Raw genomic sequence first — 16106 nt, forward strand, 5'->3', positions numbered from 1 at the left:
AGTTCTCCGGGCATGGCTGACTTCAAGGACTTCAACTTCAAGCTGCTGGTCATCGAGAAGCTCATGTACGCGGACGGGACACTCCTACCGGCGTACCGCATCGACGAGCGGATGCGCGCCCGGGGCGTCGAGGACGTGCAGACCCACGTGTTCGACAACGACCTGGCGTTCACGGTGCTCGACGAGTCCCGCGCCTTCTTCGAGGAGCTGGAGATCAGCGACGAGCTGCTGGCGAGCGTGGACGAGCTGCTCGTCGACGGCGGGCACGAGGTGTACTACGAGTGCTCCCCGGTCTGGGACGGCGAGGACGACCTGTTCGACGTCCGGTCGCTCGACGACCTGGCCCTGCTGCCGAACCTCGAGCGCATCACCTGCATAGCCGATCTGCGGGTCCCCGGCGCAGCGGAGATCCTCGCGGCCCGTGGGATCGCCATGGACTGAGGCGGTGCTCCCCGCCGAGTGAAAGGGCCCGGCGGCGAAGGATCGCCGCCGGGCCCGGTGGGGCGGAGGTGCGTCAGTCCGTGACCTCGATCTTGTTGTTCGTGTGCTGGGGGGCGGCCGGCGCCGGTACGGACTCCGCGCCGCCCACCTTGCCCTTCAGGTTCTGCAGGAGCGCGCCCAGATCGACGCCCGTGGTCGAGCTCAGCAGTTCCATGCCCTGGGCCACGTTGTCCGTGACCGTGCGGGACAGCTGGCTGGCGCCGTCCGTCGAGATGACCGTCAGCTTGTCGATGGCACTCAGCGGCTCGGCCGCCTTGGCGACGACCTGCGGGAGCACCTCGACCAGCATCTGCAGCACCGCCGCGTCGCCGTACTGCGCGAAGGCGTCGGCCTTCTTCTGCATGGCCTCGGCCTCGGCGGAGCCCTTGGCGGCGATGGCGGCGGCCTCGGCCTCGCCCTCGATGCGGACGGCGTCGGCGAGGGCCGAGCGGTGGAGCTTCTCGCCCTGACCGGTCAGACGGGAGCGCTCCGCGTCGGCCTCGGCCTCCTTGACCTGGGCGATACGGCGGGCCTCGGCCTCCTGCTCCGCCCGGTACCGGGCGGCGTCGGCGGGCTTGCGGACCTTGGTGTCGAGCTCACGGTCGGTCAGGGCCGCCTGGCGCTGGGCGACCTTCTCCTGCTCGGCGAGGACCTCCTGCTGGCGGGCCGCCTCGGCGAGGGGGCCGGCCGCGTCGGCCTTCGCGGTCGCGGCTGCCGTCTCGGCCTTGATCTCGGCCTGCTTGAGGTAGAACGTCCGCTCGGCGATGGCGATCTCCTCGGCCGCCTTCAGCCGGGCCTGCTCCGAGGCCCGCCGGGCGATGGCCTCGGCGATGTCGGCCTCCTGCTTGGCGCGGGCCGCCTCGGGGCGTCCGAGGTCCTCCAGGTAGGAGCCCTCGGTGGTGATGTCCTGGATCTGGAAGGCGTCCAGGATCAGGCCCTGGCCGGAGAGGCTGGCCTCGGCCTCCTCGGCGACCTGGCCGGCGAACGCGGCGCGGTCGCGGATGATGTCCTCGACGGACATCCGGCCGACGATCGCGCGCAGGGCGCCGGAGAGCACTTCCTGGGTGAAGCCGACGATGCCGTTCTGCTGCTGGAGGAAGCGCTGGGCGGCGGCGCGGATCGCGTCCTCGCTCCCGCCGACCTTGACGATCGCGACGCCCTCGAGGTTGGACTTCACGCCGCGCAGGGTGACCGCTCCGCGTACGGCGACGGGGATGTGCCGGCTGGAGAGGTCCAGGGTGAACTTCTGCTGGACGAACGGCACGACGAAGACGCCGCCGCCGACGACGACCTTCTGGCCGCTGTTGTCGATGCTGGTGCGGCCGGTCACCGGGTCGGTCGACTTCTTGCCGCGGCGGCCCGTGATGATGAAGGCCTGGCTGGGTCCCGCGACCTTGTAGCGGGTGATGACCGCGAGGCCGAGGAGTACGACGAGAACGACTATGCCGATGACGGCGATCACTACTGGACTCATGAGAAGGATCCCCCCTGCCCCCCGACGGGGTGGCAGCTCGTTCAGGTGGTGGACAGACGTGTGGCCCGGCGGTGTCAGCGCTCGACGGGGCGGACCGTGACCGAGGTGGTCGAGAGGGTGGCCTCGACCCAGATCTCGGCGCCGCGTTCGACCGGTACGTCGCTCTTCGCGGAGAACTTCACGGTCTGGCCCGCGAGTCGCAGCAGGACCTCGCCGTAGCCGTCGGCCGGGATCGGGGTGACGACGGATCCCGAGGTGCCCACGAGGTCCTCGCCGCGGGGCGTGGCCGTGGTCTGATCCCGCATCAGCGCCTTGCTCAGCCTCCAGGTCAGCCAGGCCGCCACGAGCCCCGCCGCGGCCCCGGCCGCGACGGACACCGGGATACCCGCGCCGGTGGTGCCGAGGACGATCGCGCCGCCGAAGCCGAGCATGGAGATGAAGCCGGCGATGACGGGCAGGGAGAGCAGACCGTCGAAGAAGCCGTTCAGCAGCCCGCCCAGCGCGTCGCCGAGGAGCCCTTCGAGGATTCCGTCGAAGATCAGGGAGAGGGTGAGAAGAGCGATTCCCGCAATGCCGAGACCGAGAAATATGGTCACGTGATCACTCCCCCGGCTTTCGATTTCCCCCGAAATGTTTCCGTCGAACCGACTGAAGGATCCCATACGCCACCGGCCAGGGATACTGCCGGAGTCCGGCAGTCTTTACGCGGTTCCGATGCCGGAAAGGTGCCCGGCGAGCGTGTCCAGCGACTGGAACGTGGCACCGAGCAGGGCGACATGCTTCCAGCGCAGTACGCCGTCGGGCCCGATCAGGAAGACGGAACGCCGTACTCCGATGCCGGGCGCCGCGACCCCGTAGGCCCGGGCGATGTCCCGTCCCGTGTCGGCCAGGAGCGGCATGCGCAGTTGGTGGGTGCGGGCGAAGGACTCGTGGCTGTCCACACCCTGTGGACTGATTCCCCAGACCTCGGCGTCGAGGCCCTCGAAGGTTTCGAGGCCCGAGGAGTAGGAGCAGAGCTGCTTGGTGCAGACGGCCGTGTTGTCGCCGGGATAGAAGGCGAGGACGACGGCCCGGCCGCGGGCGGCGGAGAGCGTGAAGTCGCGGCGCTCGAAGGTGTCCTCGGCCAGTATTCCGCCGGGAAGCGTGAAGTCCTGGACGTTCTGGCCGATCTGGGGTCCTGATGCCATGCCGGCAGCTCCCTTGGTCCGGTAAGTGAATGGGTCCGTGCCTCGTACAGTGAACGGCACTTTCCACGTATCGACACGTTCGACCCATCCTTGCGCCGCCCGGCGCCGAATATGGGAGGAGTGGGCGGGCACGGGCTCCGCACCCCGACCCGGAGGTACGCGTGGCCGAACGACCGCCGTCAGCAGCTGTGCTCGTCCTGCACGGCGGGTACGAGACGGGTCTGGCGCCGCCCCCGCCCGGCGTCATGAACCTGCCCGGCCTGCGGATGCTCCCGATCGCCCGCGCGGTGGCCCGGGCCGTCCGCCCCGCCCCCGGCGTACGCGTCCGCCGGGTCCGCTACAGCCACCGCGGCTGGAACGGCGCCCGGCAGGACCCGATGCGCGACGTCGTACGGGACCTGGACGCACTGCGGAGCGAGGCGGGCGACATCCCCGTGGTCCTCCTGGGCCACTCGATGGGTGCGCGTGCCGCTCTGCACGCCGCCGGCCATCCGCTGGTCCGCTCGGTGGTGGGCCTCGCCCCGTGGTGCCCGCCGGGGGACCCGGTCACCCAGCTCGCGGGGCGTGACGTCGTCCTGCTCCACAGCACCCGGGACCGCGTGACGAGCCCTCAGGCCACCCAGTCCCTCACGGCCAGGGCCCGCCGTGCGGGCGCCCGCACCTGCCTGGTCACGATCAGGGACAGCGACCATGCGATGCTCCGGCGCGCACCGTCGTGGCACCGTCTGACGGCCGACCTGGTCAGGGGCATGCTGGGGCTCGGTCCGCTCCCCGACGCGGTCACCGCCGCGCTGGAACTGCCGGTGAACGCATCGGCGGCCGACGGGACCATGGCCCTGGACAGCCTGCCCGCCGGACCCGGCCGACGGCCGGTGCGGGGGATGCCGCGCACCTGAGACCGGGGGCGGCCCGGGCCGAAACGGCCCTCGGGCGACGCATGCCGGACGGTGGCAGCCCTGGCGCCCCGGCCCGTTGTCGGTGGCGGGTGCGAGGATCGGCGGCATGGAACCTCTGCTCCTCGCCGACATCGAAGCCGCCATCCGCAGCAGTTGGGACGCGGACACGACCACGCCCGAGCACCGGCCCCGGTGGGACCCGGACAATCCGGCGCGGGACCAGTGCGGAGTCACCGCCCTCGTGGTCAACGACCTGCTCGGCGGCGAGCTGATCCGGGGCGAGGTGACGGTCGACGGAGAGCAGGTCGACTTCCACTGGTGGAACAGGCTGGGCCTGGGCATCGAGATCGACCTCACCCGGGAGCAGTTCGGACCGCACGAGGTCGTCACCGGGGGCACGGTGATCGAGCGGCCGGCGGAGATCGTACGGCTCCGCGAGGAGTACGAGACGCTGCGCGGCCGGGTGCTGGAGCGGCTGCGCGGGCGGATACGGGTGGGTTCCGGCCGGTCGGTGTGATCGGTCAGCCGAGTTCGAGGCTGGTGATGCCGTACAGGCCCGCCCGGTCTGTTTCCGGCACCGGCCCTGCGTACATGCGCGCCGTGTCGAACGACGGGGCCAGGCCGAGCTGTTCCGCGAGGCGTACGGCCGCCGGGTTGATGTCGGGGACGTCGATCGCGACGGCGGTGCCCTGAGCGGTTGCCGCGAGCGCGCTCACGAGGGCGCCGGCCACCTCGGGGGAGTCGGCGTGGAGCGGGCCGATGCGCGAGGCGGCCCGGCAGGCGCGCAGCACGGCGAAGCCCACGAGCGAGCCGTCGCGGACCGCGGCGAGCGCCGTGCGCCGGGGCGCGGTGATCCAGGGGGCCAGGAAACTGTCGCGTGCCTCGGGGAAGAAGCGCCGGTCGTACGCGCTGAGCAGGCCGAAGGGAAGGGTCCGGGCGTCGACGAGCGTGACACCGGCCGGCGGTGCGACGTCCAGGGGCACCACCCCCTCGTAACGCGCGTTGCTCCAGGCGGTGCGGAATCCGGACCTGCGGTAGTTGTCCTGCTGGGCGGGTACGCCGTCGAGCCCGACGCTGCGCCCGGAGAGCCGGGCCAGGCCGGCACGCCAGACCTGGGTCCCGTACCCCCGGCCACGCAGTGACGGCCGGGTCAGGTAGAAGCCGAGAAAGCCGAAGCAGGCGCCGTAGCGCACGACGGAGACGGACGTGACGGGCTCGCCGTCGAGCCGGCCGATCAGGAAGCCGCACGGATCGGCGGCGAAGAAGGCCCGGTCGTCGGTGAGGCCGGGGTTCCAGCCCTCGTCGTCGGCCCAGTCCCCCAGCATTCCGACGTCATCGGCGCTCGCGGTGGTGATCTCGAATGTCGGCACGGATCACTCGTACCCGGTACGGGGCCCGTTGGCTCAGGCGAGGAGGAAAAACGCCGCGGTCGCCGCACCCAGGAACGCCCCCGCGGCCGTCTGCGCCACCGAGTGGTAGCGCAGCGCCACCCGCGACCAGCACACGGCGACCGCCGGTACGCAGGCGGTCAGCCACCACAGGGAGTGCACCACGCAGAGCAGGGCCACCACGGCCGAGGCGACCGCCGAGTCCACCGAGATCTTCCAGACCGTGTTGACCGCCAGCAGCACGATCGTCATCGCCCACAGGGCGATCATCGCGATCAGGATGCCCGCGGGGGCACCGCCGAGGACCATGATCAGCGAACCGGCGCCGAGGGAGCCGAGGATCACGAGGAAGATGGGCGCCCGCTGGGTCCGGTCCACGACATGGCGGTCGCCCCAGGTGCCGCGGCTGCGCTCCCACTCCACGTACCCGGCGGGGACGAGCCCGGCACAGACTGCGCCGAGGAGGCCCCAGGGCAGCCCGGTCCAGTCACCGGCGGACGCGAGTCCGATGGCGAGCATGCCGGCGAGCAGGACATTGCGGGGCTGGAGGACGTCCGTGACCGTGCGGGCCGCCGTCGTGGTCCTGCTGGTGGTGCTCATACCGTGTTCTCCGGGGCTCCGCGGGCTCCGCCGGCCCCGTGATGCCGGTGGCCGGGCGTGACTGTAGCCCTTCACGACGGGGGATGCGTGAAGGGCTACTCCTGCAGTATGACCGCTCGCAGGTCGGCGGACAACTGACCGGCCGGTCAGTCGTGTTGGGGCATTCGGGGGAATCCTCGCAGCGCCGGGAGGGCGGTCCGGGCGGCGCCACGCTGCGCGCGGGGCGCCACGATGTGGGGAAATCTGTTCCGGTGGCGATAGACATGGACTACCGGTACGCCTAGGGTTTCTTGTGCAGCCGGGCCATATCAATGGGTCGGTGCGCAGCAGAAGAGGTGCAGATGCCCCCGGAAACCCCCTCTCACAGCATGGATCGTCTCGACGACGACGACTACCCCGCGTACACGATGGGGCGGGCCGCGGAGATGATCGGTGCGACACCGGGTTTCCTCAGGGCCATCGGTGAGGCCCGCCTGATCACGCCCCTGCGCTCGGAGGGCGGCCATCGCCGCTACTCCCGCTACCAGCTGCGTATCGCCGCCCGCGCCCGCGAGCTCGTGGACGGCGGCACCCCGATCGACGCCGCCTGCCGCATCGTCATCCTGGAGGACCAGCTCGAGGAGGCCCTGCGCCTCAACGAGGAACTGCGGAGGCCCGCGGTCGGCCGGAGCACCGCCGATTCCTGACCGGCGGGCGGGTGCATATCTGTTTTCGCCAGCACAGAAATACGCGCAATGAGCGGTGAAGGTTTATGCCGCGAACGGCGGAGCGGTGCCGGAGTGATATGGCGTACAGCCCGCACCTGCCCAAATCGTGCTACTGTTGAGCTCAGTTGCAGTTGTGGTTCCCAAAACTTCAAGTGCTCTCGCCGGTTCACTCGGGTGGGTGCACTTTTGTATTTCCGGTTTCTTCCGGACGGGGCAATCATTTGCGGCGACGTGGCTCGCACAGTGCGGGACACGGGCAACGCCCCGAAGGAGATATGACATGGCTACTGGCACCGTGAAGTGGTTCAACGCGGAAAAGGGTTTCGGTTTCATCGAGCAGGAGGGTGGCGGCGCTGACGTCTTCGCCCACTACTCGAACATCGCCGCCCAGGGCTTCCGCGAGCTGCAGGAAGGCCAGAAGGTGAACTTCGACGTCACGCAGGGCCAGAAGGGCCCGCAGGCGGAGAACATCACCCCCGCCTGATCACCTCAGGCGTATGGCGCAGCTGGGGCCCGCACCTTGGGGTGCGGGCCCCAGCTCGTTGTTGTTTCCCGGCACTGTGACCCCGGCGTCGTCGCCGCGGTAGGCCCAGTACGTAAATTTCTGGTGCACGCGGGTCGTGCCGGAGCAGTCCCATTGCAGTCATTCCGAAGCGCCGTATACGGCTGATTACCGACGGACGGGCTTCGTTCTTCATTATTTCATCGGCTCGTTCTTGCGATTCTTGGCGCCGTACTTGGCTGCAGCCGCCCGGAAAAAGAATCCCTCGATACGTGCCATTCGAGGGAAGGGTTCTCCATTGAACCGCGATCGCACAGCTCGCACGAACGACCGATTTTCGCGCACTCGCTCCGGCGGGTCCCAGAGCGGCCGCACCGCCAACGGATTCCGCTCGGCGGCGTCCAGTAGGCAGGGTGGCTCGGGCTCCCAGGGCCGCTCCGGCGGCGGACGCTCCGGAGGCTACGGCCGCCGGTCCTCCTCCGTCTCGGGTGAATTCGCCCTTCCGGTGACCATCACTCCCGCGCTCCCCGCCGCCGAGTCCTTCGGCGACCTGGACATGCCCGCGCCCCTGCTGGCGGCGCTCAGCTCCGAGGGCATGACGGTGCCGTTCCCCATCCAGGCGGCGACGCTGCCGAACTCGCTCGCCGGACGTGACGTCCTCGGCCGCGGCCGCACCGGTTCGGGCAAGACGCTCGCCTTCGGTCTCGCGCTGCTGGCCCGTACCGCGGGCAACCGCGCCGACGCGCGCCGCCCGCTGGCCCTGGTCCTCGTTCCCACCCGGGAGCTGGCCCAGCAGGTCACCGACGCGCTGACCCCGTACGCGCGCTCCCTCAAACTCCGACTGGCAACGGTCGTCGGCGGTATGTCGATCGGCCGCCAGGCCAGCGCCCTGCGTGGCGGTGCCGAAGTCGTCGTGGCCACCCCGGGCCGGCTGAAGGACCTCATCGAGCGCGGCGACTGCAAGCTCGACCGCGTCGCCATCACCGTCCTCGACGAGGCCGACCAGATGGCCGACATGGGCTTCATGCCCCAGGTCACCGAGCTGCTCGACCAGGTGAACCCCGAAGGCCAGCGGATGCTGTTCTCGGCCACCCTCGACCGCAATGTGGACCTCCTGGTCCGCCGCTACCTGCACGACCCGGTCGTCCACTCGGTCGACCCCGCTGCCGGTGCGGTGACGACGATGGAGCACCACGTGCTCTACGTGCAGGGCTCCGACAAGTACGCCACGACCACCGAGATCGCGGCCCGCGAGGGCCGGGTGATCATGTTCCTGGACACCAAGCACGCGGTGGACAAGCTCACCGACCACCTGCTGAACAGCGGTGTACGGGCTGCCGCACTGCACGGCGGCAAGTCGCAGCCGCAGCGCACCCGCACCCTGGACCGGTTCAAGACCGGCCATGTCACGGTGCTGGTCGCCACGAACGTCGCGGCCCGCGGCATCCACGTCGACAACCTCGACCTCGTCGTCAACGTCGACCCGCCGAGCGACCACAAGGACTACCTGCACCGCGGCGGCCGTACCGCCCGTGCCGGGGAGTCCGGCAGTGTCGTCACGCTGGTGCTGCCCAACCAGCGCCGCGAGATGACCCGTCTGATGGCCGATGCGGGGATCACCCCGCAGGTCGCCCAGGTCCGCTCGGGCGAGGCCGAGCTCAGCCGCATCACCGGGGCGCAGGCGCCCTCGGGTGTCCCCGTGACCATCTCCGCGCCGCTGACGGAGCGGGGCAAGGGCAACGGCTCCTCCTCGCGCCGGCGCGGCAGCAGGCCCCCGCAGGCCCGCCGCTCCAACGCCACCACCGCGACTCCCGAGGCGCGTGCAGCTGCCGCGCTGCGTCGGTCCAACCGGGCTGCCTAGTCACCGGACCGGCTGTCCCTTCCCGGCTTTCTCTTCGACCCTGTTGAGGCACTATGCGCTGTGTCATCGCCCGCTTCCCCTTCGATCTGTTCAAGAACGAGGTGGAGGATTCGATGAAGGGCATCAAGCCCGAACCCGTCACCGGTGACGCGGTGGTCATCAGCCGCCGCGTCTACCCCGTCAAGCAGGTCGGGGAAGTGATCACCCGGCAGGACCGCCGCGACTTCAGCGCCGCCGAGGTGACCAGGGCGCTGTCGCGCCTGGGCTTCACCTGCCGTCCGGCCGAGGTGCCCGCCCCCGCGGTGCCCCTCACTCCGCTGGAGAACGCGTCCGCGATGCTCGGAACACCCGGCAACGTCTGAACCGGCCCGTCCGGTGAGAACCGCACCCCCTGTGCCCGTCCGGGCCCAGGGGGTGCGGTGCGTCAGGAGGCCGCCGGGTCCGGGTTCCGCTTCTTCGCCCAGTCGAGCCGGGGCTCCACCACGTACCGGAAGACCCGTCGCACGGGCGGGCTGCACAGCAGGGTGACGACGGCCGCCGCGGCGAGTGACACCGCGATCCGGCCCGTCGGGGTGGAGACGATGTCGGCCTCGAAGAGGTCGAGGCGGATCGCCCCCTTGATGACGAAGCCGTGCAGCAGGTAGCCGTACAGCGTGCCCGCGCCGAGCGCCGTCATCCACAGCCGGCGGCTCGGCACCCAGGCCAGGAAGCAGGCGCTGAGCACCACGGCGCAGCCGAACAGGAGCAGGGTCACCGGCGCACCCGTCCAGGCGGGCGAGCCGAGCTCCTCGGCGCCGTACCGCCGGAAGAACCACGACGTCGTCGTGCGCGGGACCGCCCAGTACGCCGCGGCCAGGGCGATCAGACAGACCGGTACGGAGGCGATCCGAACGGCGCGGCGGCGCACCAGGTCGAAGTGCGCGGGCCGGAGCTGCAGGCCCAGGACGTAGAACGGCAGGAACTGCAGGACGCGCTGGAGCTGCAGATCACCGCCGATGTTGCTGGTCACCGCCCCCATGGCCGCGACGACCAGGGACAACGCCAGGGGCCACCGGACCGTCTGCCAGATCGGCGTGGTGAGACGCCACAGGAACAGCGCGGGCAGGAACCACAGCAGCCAGTACGGCGTGAGGGGGCTCAGCGGGAAGTCGGGGGTGCCCGTGAGGCGCTCGAACAGTGTGTACGCGATCTCGAAGACCGCGTAGGGCACGACCAGGCTGGTGACGAGCTTCCACACCCGCTCGGGACGCAGGTCGAAGCTGCGGGAGAAGTAGCCGGCGATCATGATGAAGACCGGCATGTGGAAGGTGTAGACGAAGGTGTAGAGCGTCTCGACCAGGCGGCCGCTCCCGGGCAGCGGCTCCCAGGCGTGCCCCATCGCCACGAGGACGATCGCCAGGTACTTCGCGTTGTCGAAGTACGGATCGCGGCCGGCCCGGGGCGCGGCCGGGGACGCGGCCCCCGGGGAGGCCGGGCGGCCTGGGGTCAGTGAGGTCAAGGACGGCATCCGGCCACCCTAATCACCCGCGCAAGGGCCCCGGGCCCCGTGCCGTGGCCCGTCAGGGGACCAGGATCACCTTGCCGGTCGTCCGGCGTGCCAGCAGGTCCTCGTGGGCGCGGGCCGCCTCGGCGAGCGGGTAGCTGCCGCCGGCCACGGGCCTGAGCCGGCCCGCGGCCGTCAGGGCGAAGAGCTCCTTGACCGGTCCGGAGACGGCGCCGGGCACCGCGAGGGTGGGACGCAGCCAGAAGCCGACCACGGAGGCGTTGAGCCGGCCGAGCCTGGCGGGGTCCACCGGGGTGAAGCCGGTGCGGGAGGCGTTGCCGTAAGTCACCAGGCGGCCGAAGGACGCCAGCGAGTCCAGTGCCCGGTCGAAGAGTTCGCCACCGACGGCGTCCAGGACGACGTCCGCCTTCTCCTGGAGGGGGTAGGTGACCACCGCGTCCGCGCCGAGGTCCAGAGCGAGCCGCTCCTTGGCCGGGGAGGAGACCTGGGCGAGCACCCGCCCCGCGCCGAACTCCCTGGCCAGCTGGACGGCGAGGCTGCCCACCCCGCCCGCTGCGGAGTGGACGACGACGGTCTCGCCGGTACGCAGCCGGGCCGAGGTCCGCAGCAGGTGCCAGGCCGTGAGTCCCTGCACGAGCAGGGCGAGTGCCTCGGCGGCGCCCAGCTCCTCGGGCAGGTCCAGCACGGCGGACTCCTTGGCGACCACCTGCTCCGCGTACCCCTGCGAAACCCGGGCCAGGACCCGCCTGCCGTCCGGGGTCCGGCCGACGACCTCGCTGCCGGGTACGTACGGAAGGGCGTCGGCCGTCAGGTAGGAGCCGTCCACCTGGTGTGTGTCCGCGAAGTTCACCCCGGCGGCCTCGACGGTGATCAGCACCTCGCCGGGGCCCGGTACGGGGGTGGCCAGTTGCGTGGGCCGGAGGACTTCGGGACCACCGAAGCGGTCGAACTGGATAGCGAGCATGCCGCACGGTATCGCGGTGATCCGGAACGGTGTCCGGGAAGTGACTTTCGGCCATCTCCGGAGGACGGTCGAGAAAACAGTACATCCGGTTTGTTAGAGTACTCACTCTGGGTGGCTGTCCGATTGCACAGCATGGGCAGCCGCTTCCGCAATCATCGGAACCCCGTACTCACCGGAGCGCCAGGATGGCCCAGCAGGACCGCGCGGTACGCACGCGGCAGGAGCTGATCCGGTCGGCCGCCGAGGCCTTCGACCGGAGCGGGTTCGCTCCGTCGTCACTCACGGAGATCAGTGTCGGAGCCGGAGTCAGCAGCGGTGCGCTGCACTTCCACTTCGGCAGCAAACGCGCGCTGGGCGCTGCCGTCGAGTCCGAGGCGGCCCGGATCCTCCAGGACATCATCGCTCCGCGCCCCTGTGAACAGCCCGCGTCGTTGCGGGATCTGGTCGACACCTCGCACATCCTGGCGCGGCGGCTCGCCGAGGACGTCGTGCTGCGCGCCGGCTTCGGCCTCGCCGCGGACGCCGCCTGGCAGGAGGACGTCGCGCTGTGGCGGGTGTGGCACACCTGGGTCCGCTCGATGCTGACCCTGGCCCGCGCCGAGGGCGTCCTGGCGGCGGACGTCCTCATCGAGGACCTGGTGTCCGCCGTGACCGCGGTGGTGGTGGGAGCGCAGGCCCTGGGACGCGCGGACGCGGACTGGTCGGCGCGGCATGCCGTCGCCCAGTTCTGGAACCTGATGCTGCCGCGGATCACCACGGCCATGGTCCGGCCCTGACGGGCCTGCAAGACTGCGGCCATGAGCGATCTTCTGAACGGCAAAGTCGTCCTCATCACAGGGGCGAGCAGTGGTATCGGCGCAGCCGCGGCACGGGTCTTCTCGCAGGAAGGCGCGACGGTGGTGCTGGCGGCGCGCAGGGAGGACCGGCTGGCCGCGTTGGCCGGCGAATTGAGGGACAAAGGCGGTCAGGCGGCCCATGTCGTCTGCGATGTCACGGTGGCGAAGGACGCTGCCAGGGCGGTCGACTTCACGGTGAACACCTTTGGGCGCCTGGATTCGGCATTCAACAATGCGGGACTCGGCGGCGACCGGACTCCGCTGCACCTGATGGGCGATGACGTCTACGACGCCGTCATGGACACGAATGTGCGGGGCGTCTGGAACTGCCTGCGCTACGAAATAGCGGCCATGCTGCCGAACGGCGGGGGCTGCTCCATTGTGAACAACAGCAGTGTGGGCGGTCTGGTGGCCATTCCCGCCGCCGCACCGTACATAGCGGCCAAGCACGCGGTCGTCGGGCTCACCCGGGCAGCGGCCGACGAATACGCCCAGCAGGGAATCCGGGTCAACGCCGTGGCCCCCGGTACGACGCGCAGCGAGATCACCGCCGACTGGTTCGGGCGCAACCCGGGCCTGGAGGAGATGGTCAACAGCCGTACGCCGCAGGGTCGTACGGCCGAGCCCGAGGAGATCGCGAATGCGGTCGCCTGGCTGCTCAGCGACCGCTGCCCGTTCCTCACGGGCACGGTCCTGCCGGTGGACGGCGGCTTCATCAACCAGTGAGCCGGCGGCCTCCGGGAGCTGTCAGCCGCACGGCCCGCTCAGCCGGCCCCGGAACGCGGTCTGCCCGTCCTGCGTCCCCGTGACCAGAACGGCGGACTGCCCGGGGCCGGGGGCGGGTACGAGCTCCGCCCCGATCCAGCAGGGCCGGTCGAACTCGACGTAGCGCTCGAAGGCGCTTGCAACGGCGGTGGGTTCGAAGGGGAGGGGGTGCAGCAAGGCCTGCGCGGCCTGGTGGGCGGCTTCCATGAGGACGAGCCCCGGCACATGGTCGACCGGGTGGTCGTACAGGAGGAAGTTCTGGGTGTCATTGCGCAGTTGCCACTGGTTCGGCCGCTCGCCGTGCCCCAGGACCACATCCGTGCCGCTCGCCCGGCCGACGGTGCGGGGATCGATCGGCGCGGGCAAGGCCCATTCGTTCCAGCCTGCCGTGAGGTTCTCGCCGCGAAGTCGGCGATAGGCGGCGGGAGATATCCAGCCGAACTCCGAATCGGCCCGCGCCACCATGGTGTTGTCCTGGAAGAGTCGTACATCCATACCCAGGGAACTGACGGTCCGTCTGTTCTTCGTCGGTTCCGAGACGGAGATCTCGACACCGAGTGCGGCCGGCCGGCCGGAGGGAACCCGGAATCCCGGAACGACCGTGAAGTCGAAGTAGTGCAGCAGGGTTTGATGCGACAGTGGAACGCCGTACGCTGCATGCGCTATGGCCAGGCCGCTCTGCCGGATGGTCTGCGTGAGGACCCGGGGGTCATAGCGCAGTCCGTCATCGGGAGAGGGCCATTGGGCGGTGAGCGAGAACTCGCCATCTTCGAGGCATTGCCATCCGGTGACGAAAACCGTGGCATCGCGTCCGAGGTGGACGTTTTCCTTCGGTACCCCCCGTACGTCGACGTGTGGCGGATGCGGGAAAGCAGGTACTTCTGGCACGGTCCCCCCGGACTCTGGCGCTAAGCGGGCCCCTGGCGCTGTTATGATACCGGTTCACCGGTATTTTTTGACCGAGCGCAACGTCAAGTCAAGGGGAGCGCGAGTTGGCAAGACAGCAACGGGCGATCCGGACGCGCAGAGTCTTCCTCGAGGCCGCTGCCGAGGTCTTCGACGAGCACGGTTACGACGCCGCGACGATCGCCGCGATCCTCGAACGGGCAGGGCTCACGAGGGGTGCGCTGTACTTCCACTTCACCTCGAAGGAAGAGCTGGCCCGCGGTGTCCTCGAAGAGGCGGTGACCGCGGAGGGCGTCACACCCCAGACGTTCAAGCTTCAGGAATGGGTGGACATAGCGCTTCTGCTCGCCTATCGGCTGCCCAGGGAACCCATGCTCAGCGCGTCGATCCGGCTGTCCGTCGACCCTCGGGCGCGCGGGCTGTTCGGCACCCGATGGCCGGACTGGATCGCCCTGGGCGTCGAGATCCTCTCCGAGGCCAAGGAGCGCGGCGAGCTGCTCCCGCACGTCGATCCGGTCCTGACGTCGCGGCTGTTCGTCGGGGCATGGACCGGCGTCCAGCTGGTGACCGAGTCGATGGCGGAGCCGCCCGATCTGGTCGCCGAGATCTCCGCCCTCTTCGAGCTCATCCTTCCCAACAACGCCGTTCCCGGTGTGCTGGCCCGGCTGGACATCTCCCCGCACCGTGCGCAGCGCCTCCTCGAGGAGAGCAGGACGGCCGCCGCCTCCTGATCCGGCGCGGGCAGCCCCCGCCGCGATGCGCCGGACTCGCGCGTACCCACGCGGGGGCGCGGTGACGCGGTGTTCCGGCTTCACCCGAGTGGGTGCCGCGCGACTGCGAAGTGGCTGGTCAGGGCGCAGGGTGGCCCTATGTGGCTTCGTCGTACAGCCCTGGGCGCCATGGTGGTGCCGCTGGCCGTCCTGGTGTTCCGGGACGCGCCGGTCCGGCTTGTCGCGCCCGAGACCACCACGGCCGAGCCCGAGACGCCCCCCGCGGCAGCCCCGCAGCCGACGATCGTCAGCCGGGCGGCCTGGCACGCGGACGAGAGCCTGGTCAAGGAGCACGCGACGTACACGGGTGCGGTCAACGCCGTCTTCGTCCACCACACCAACCACACCAACCACTACGACTGCGCCGATGCCCCCAGGATGCTCCGGGCGATGGAGGAGGACCACGTCTCCGGCGAGGGTTGGGACGACATCGGCTACAACTTCGTCGTCGACCGCTGCGGGACCATATACGAGGGCAGGGCCGGCGGCGTCGGACGGTCCGTGCGCGGCGCGCACGCGACGGGGTTCAACGCCCACAGCGTAGGGATCGCGGCCCTGGGCAACTTCGGGCCCGGGGTGCCGGTGCCGCTGGAGCTCATCGAGGGGATCGCGAAGGTGGGCGCGTGGAAGCTGCGCCGGGGCATCGACCCGATGGGCACCGTACGGATGGTCTCGACGAACGACGACAGCCTGTACGAGCGGGGTGAGGTGGTCCGCCTCCACGCCGTGTCCGGCCACCGGGACACCTACCAGACCAGCTGTCCCGGCGAGGAGCTGTACGCGCAACTGCCCGCGATCCGCGAGGAGATGGCCAGGCTGCGGGAGCCGCGCGCGTGACGCCCGGCCCCCGCGCCCCGATCCGGCCCGATCCGGACGATGGGCCCTAGCGCGCTACGAACTGCGTGAGGATCGCCTGCACTTCGTAGATGTCCACGCCCTTGGTGAAGGTCTTCTGGATCGGCACGGACGTGCCGGAGACCCAGATCTTGAGCTCGGCGTCGAGGTCGAACGTGCCGGCCGTCTCCACCGCGAAGTGCGTGATGCTGCGGTACGGGACGGAGTGGTACTCGACCTTCTTGCCCGTGATCCCCTGCTTGTCGACGAGGACCAGCCTGCGGTCGGTGAACAGGATCGTGTCGCGGATCAGCAGGTAGGCGGCGTGTACCTGCTCCCCCTGGCCGAGCAGTCGTGCGTAGTCCCGCTGTGCTGCGGCCGGGTCGACCGTGTGAGCGTTGCCGAACAGTGCCATGCGAAAGCCTCCACCCG

The 16106-nt window shown here is 70.3% G+C and carries 20 protein-coding genes; 11 read left to right on the forward strand and 9 right to left on the reverse strand.

Going from position 1 to position 16106, the window contains the following annotated elements; all coding sequences use genetic code 11:
• Positions 1-12: 12 nt before the first annotated feature.
• The gene (locus ACFQ6X_RS03325; RefSeq protein WP_383175104.1) at positions 13-441 is read left to right on the forward strand and encodes a DUF6892 domain-containing protein; all 429 of its coding nucleotides are present in this window, start codon (positions 13-15) and stop codon (positions 439-441) included.
• Between the two features lie 73 nt (positions 442-514).
• Here the strand turns inward: ACFQ6X_RS03325 and ACFQ6X_RS03330 are convergent, their stop codons facing one another.
• From ACFQ6X_RS03330 to ACFQ6X_RS03340, 3 genes are all read right to left on the reverse strand, one after another.
• Positions 515-1954: a flotillin family protein gene (locus ACFQ6X_RS03330; protein ID WP_383175107.1), complete on the reverse strand. Its 1440-nt coding sequence runs from the start codon at positions 1952-1954 to the stop codon at positions 515-517.
• A 74-nt stretch (positions 1955-2028) separates the two neighbouring features.
• Positions 2029-2550 (reverse strand): hypothetical protein, encoded by a 522-nt coding sequence (locus ACFQ6X_RS03335; protein WP_383175110.1) that lies wholly within the window; start codon positions 2548-2550, stop codon positions 2029-2031.
• A gap of 105 nt (positions 2551-2655) precedes the next feature.
• Positions 2656-3141, reverse strand: coding sequence for a peroxiredoxin (locus tag ACFQ6X_RS03340; protein ID WP_383175113.1), 486 nt, complete (start codon positions 3139-3141; stop codon positions 2656-2658).
• A 161-nt stretch (positions 3142-3302) separates the two neighbouring features.
• Here ACFQ6X_RS03340 and ACFQ6X_RS03345 point away from each other — a divergent pair, with 161 nt between their 5' ends.
• Positions 3303-4037, forward strand: coding sequence for an alpha/beta hydrolase (locus ACFQ6X_RS03345; RefSeq protein ID WP_383175116.1), 735 nt, complete (start codon positions 3303-3305; stop codon positions 4035-4037).
• A gap of 106 nt (positions 4038-4143) precedes the next feature.
• Complete coding sequence (locus ACFQ6X_RS03350) at positions 4144-4554, forward strand: hypothetical protein (RefSeq protein WP_383175118.1); 411 nt, start codon at positions 4144-4146, stop codon at positions 4552-4554.
• A 4-nt stretch (positions 4555-4558) separates the two neighbouring features.
• Here ACFQ6X_RS03350 and ACFQ6X_RS03355 read toward each other — a convergent pair whose 3' ends face one another.
• Both ACFQ6X_RS03355 and ACFQ6X_RS03360 read right to left on the reverse strand, forming a co-directional pair.
• Positions 4559-5407, reverse strand: coding sequence for a GNAT family N-acetyltransferase (locus tag ACFQ6X_RS03355; protein WP_383175121.1), 849 nt, complete (start codon positions 5405-5407; stop codon positions 4559-4561).
• 33 nt (positions 5408-5440) lie between these two features.
• Positions 5441-6025, reverse strand: coding sequence for a hypothetical protein (locus ACFQ6X_RS03360; RefSeq protein WP_383175123.1), 585 nt, complete (start codon positions 6023-6025; stop codon positions 5441-5443).
• Positions 6026-6366: 341 nt separating this feature from the next.
• On the opposite strand from ACFQ6X_RS03360, the gene ACFQ6X_RS03365 reads away from it, so the two are divergent.
• The 4 genes from ACFQ6X_RS03365 to ACFQ6X_RS03380 all read left to right on the forward strand — a co-directional run bounded on the left by ACFQ6X_RS03365 (position 6367) and on the right by ACFQ6X_RS03380 (position 9457).
• On the forward strand, positions 6367-6711 hold the full coding sequence (locus ACFQ6X_RS03365) for a MerR family transcriptional regulator (protein ID WP_383175125.1): 345 nt from the start codon (positions 6367-6369) through the stop codon (positions 6709-6711).
• 301 nt (positions 6712-7012) lie between these two features.
• Positions 7013-7216: a cold-shock protein gene (locus tag ACFQ6X_RS03370; protein ID WP_031090619.1), complete on the forward strand. Its 204-nt coding sequence runs from the start codon at positions 7013-7015 to the stop codon at positions 7214-7216.
• Positions 7217-7532: 316 nt separating this feature from the next.
• Positions 7533-9095, forward strand: a complete 1563-nt coding sequence (locus tag ACFQ6X_RS03375) for a DEAD/DEAH box helicase (protein WP_383175128.1) — start codon at positions 7533-7535, stop codon at positions 9093-9095.
• 53 nt (positions 9096-9148) lie between these two features.
• The gene (locus ACFQ6X_RS03380) at positions 9149-9457 is read left to right on the forward strand and encodes an SCO5918 family protein (RefSeq protein ID WP_383175131.1); all 309 of its coding nucleotides are present in this window, start codon (positions 9149-9151) and stop codon (positions 9455-9457) included.
• A gap of 62 nt (positions 9458-9519) precedes the next feature.
• Here the strand turns inward: ACFQ6X_RS03380 and ACFQ6X_RS03385 are convergent, their stop codons facing one another.
• Both ACFQ6X_RS03385 and ACFQ6X_RS03390 read right to left on the reverse strand, forming a co-directional pair.
• Positions 9520-10602, reverse strand: a complete 1083-nt coding sequence (locus ACFQ6X_RS03385; protein ID WP_383175134.1) for an acyltransferase family protein — start codon at positions 10600-10602, stop codon at positions 9520-9522.
• Between the two features lie 52 nt (positions 10603-10654).
• Positions 10655-11563, reverse strand: coding sequence for a zinc-binding alcohol dehydrogenase family protein (locus tag ACFQ6X_RS03390; RefSeq protein WP_383175137.1), 909 nt, complete (start codon positions 11561-11563; stop codon positions 10655-10657).
• A 185-nt stretch (positions 11564-11748) separates the two neighbouring features.
• Here ACFQ6X_RS03390 and ACFQ6X_RS03395 point away from each other — a divergent pair, with 185 nt between their 5' ends.
• Positions 11749-12339: a ScbR family autoregulator-binding transcription factor gene (locus ACFQ6X_RS03395; RefSeq protein WP_383175140.1), complete on the forward strand. Its 591-nt coding sequence runs from the start codon at positions 11749-11751 to the stop codon at positions 12337-12339.
• Positions 12340-12360: 21 nt separating this feature from the next.
• Positions 12361-13125: a glucose 1-dehydrogenase gene (locus tag ACFQ6X_RS03400; RefSeq protein ID WP_383175143.1), complete on the forward strand. Its 765-nt coding sequence runs from the start codon at positions 12361-12363 to the stop codon at positions 13123-13125.
• A gap of 21 nt (positions 13126-13146) precedes the next feature.
• Here the strand turns inward: ACFQ6X_RS03400 and ACFQ6X_RS03405 are convergent, their stop codons facing one another.
• Positions 13147-14052, reverse strand: coding sequence for a ScbA/BarX family gamma-butyrolactone biosynthesis protein (locus tag ACFQ6X_RS03405; RefSeq protein ID WP_383175146.1), 906 nt, complete (start codon positions 14050-14052; stop codon positions 13147-13149).
• A 104-nt stretch (positions 14053-14156) separates the two neighbouring features.
• On the opposite strand from ACFQ6X_RS03405, the gene ACFQ6X_RS03410 reads away from it, so the two are divergent.
• Together ACFQ6X_RS03410 and ACFQ6X_RS03415 are read left to right on the forward strand one after the other, a co-directional pair.
• A complete protein-coding gene (locus tag ACFQ6X_RS03410; protein ID WP_383175149.1) occupies positions 14157-14801 on the forward strand; it encodes a ScbR family autoregulator-binding transcription factor in 645 nt (214 codons plus the stop codon).
• A gap of 138 nt (positions 14802-14939) precedes the next feature.
• Positions 14940-15677 (forward strand): peptidoglycan recognition protein, encoded by a 738-nt coding sequence (locus ACFQ6X_RS03415; protein ID WP_383175152.1) that lies wholly within the window; start codon positions 14940-14942, stop codon positions 15675-15677.
• 46 nt (positions 15678-15723) lie between these two features.
• Here ACFQ6X_RS03415 and ACFQ6X_RS03420 read toward each other — a convergent pair whose 3' ends face one another.
• Positions 15724-16089: a PH domain-containing protein gene (locus tag ACFQ6X_RS03420; protein WP_356416964.1), complete on the reverse strand. Its 366-nt coding sequence runs from the start codon at positions 16087-16089 to the stop codon at positions 15724-15726.
• Positions 16090-16106 lie beyond the last annotated feature (17 nt).

This window comes from Streptomyces sp. NPDC056452 (assembly GCF_042796085.1).
GTDB lineage: Bacteria > Actinomycetota > Actinomycetes > Streptomycetales > Streptomycetaceae > Streptomyces.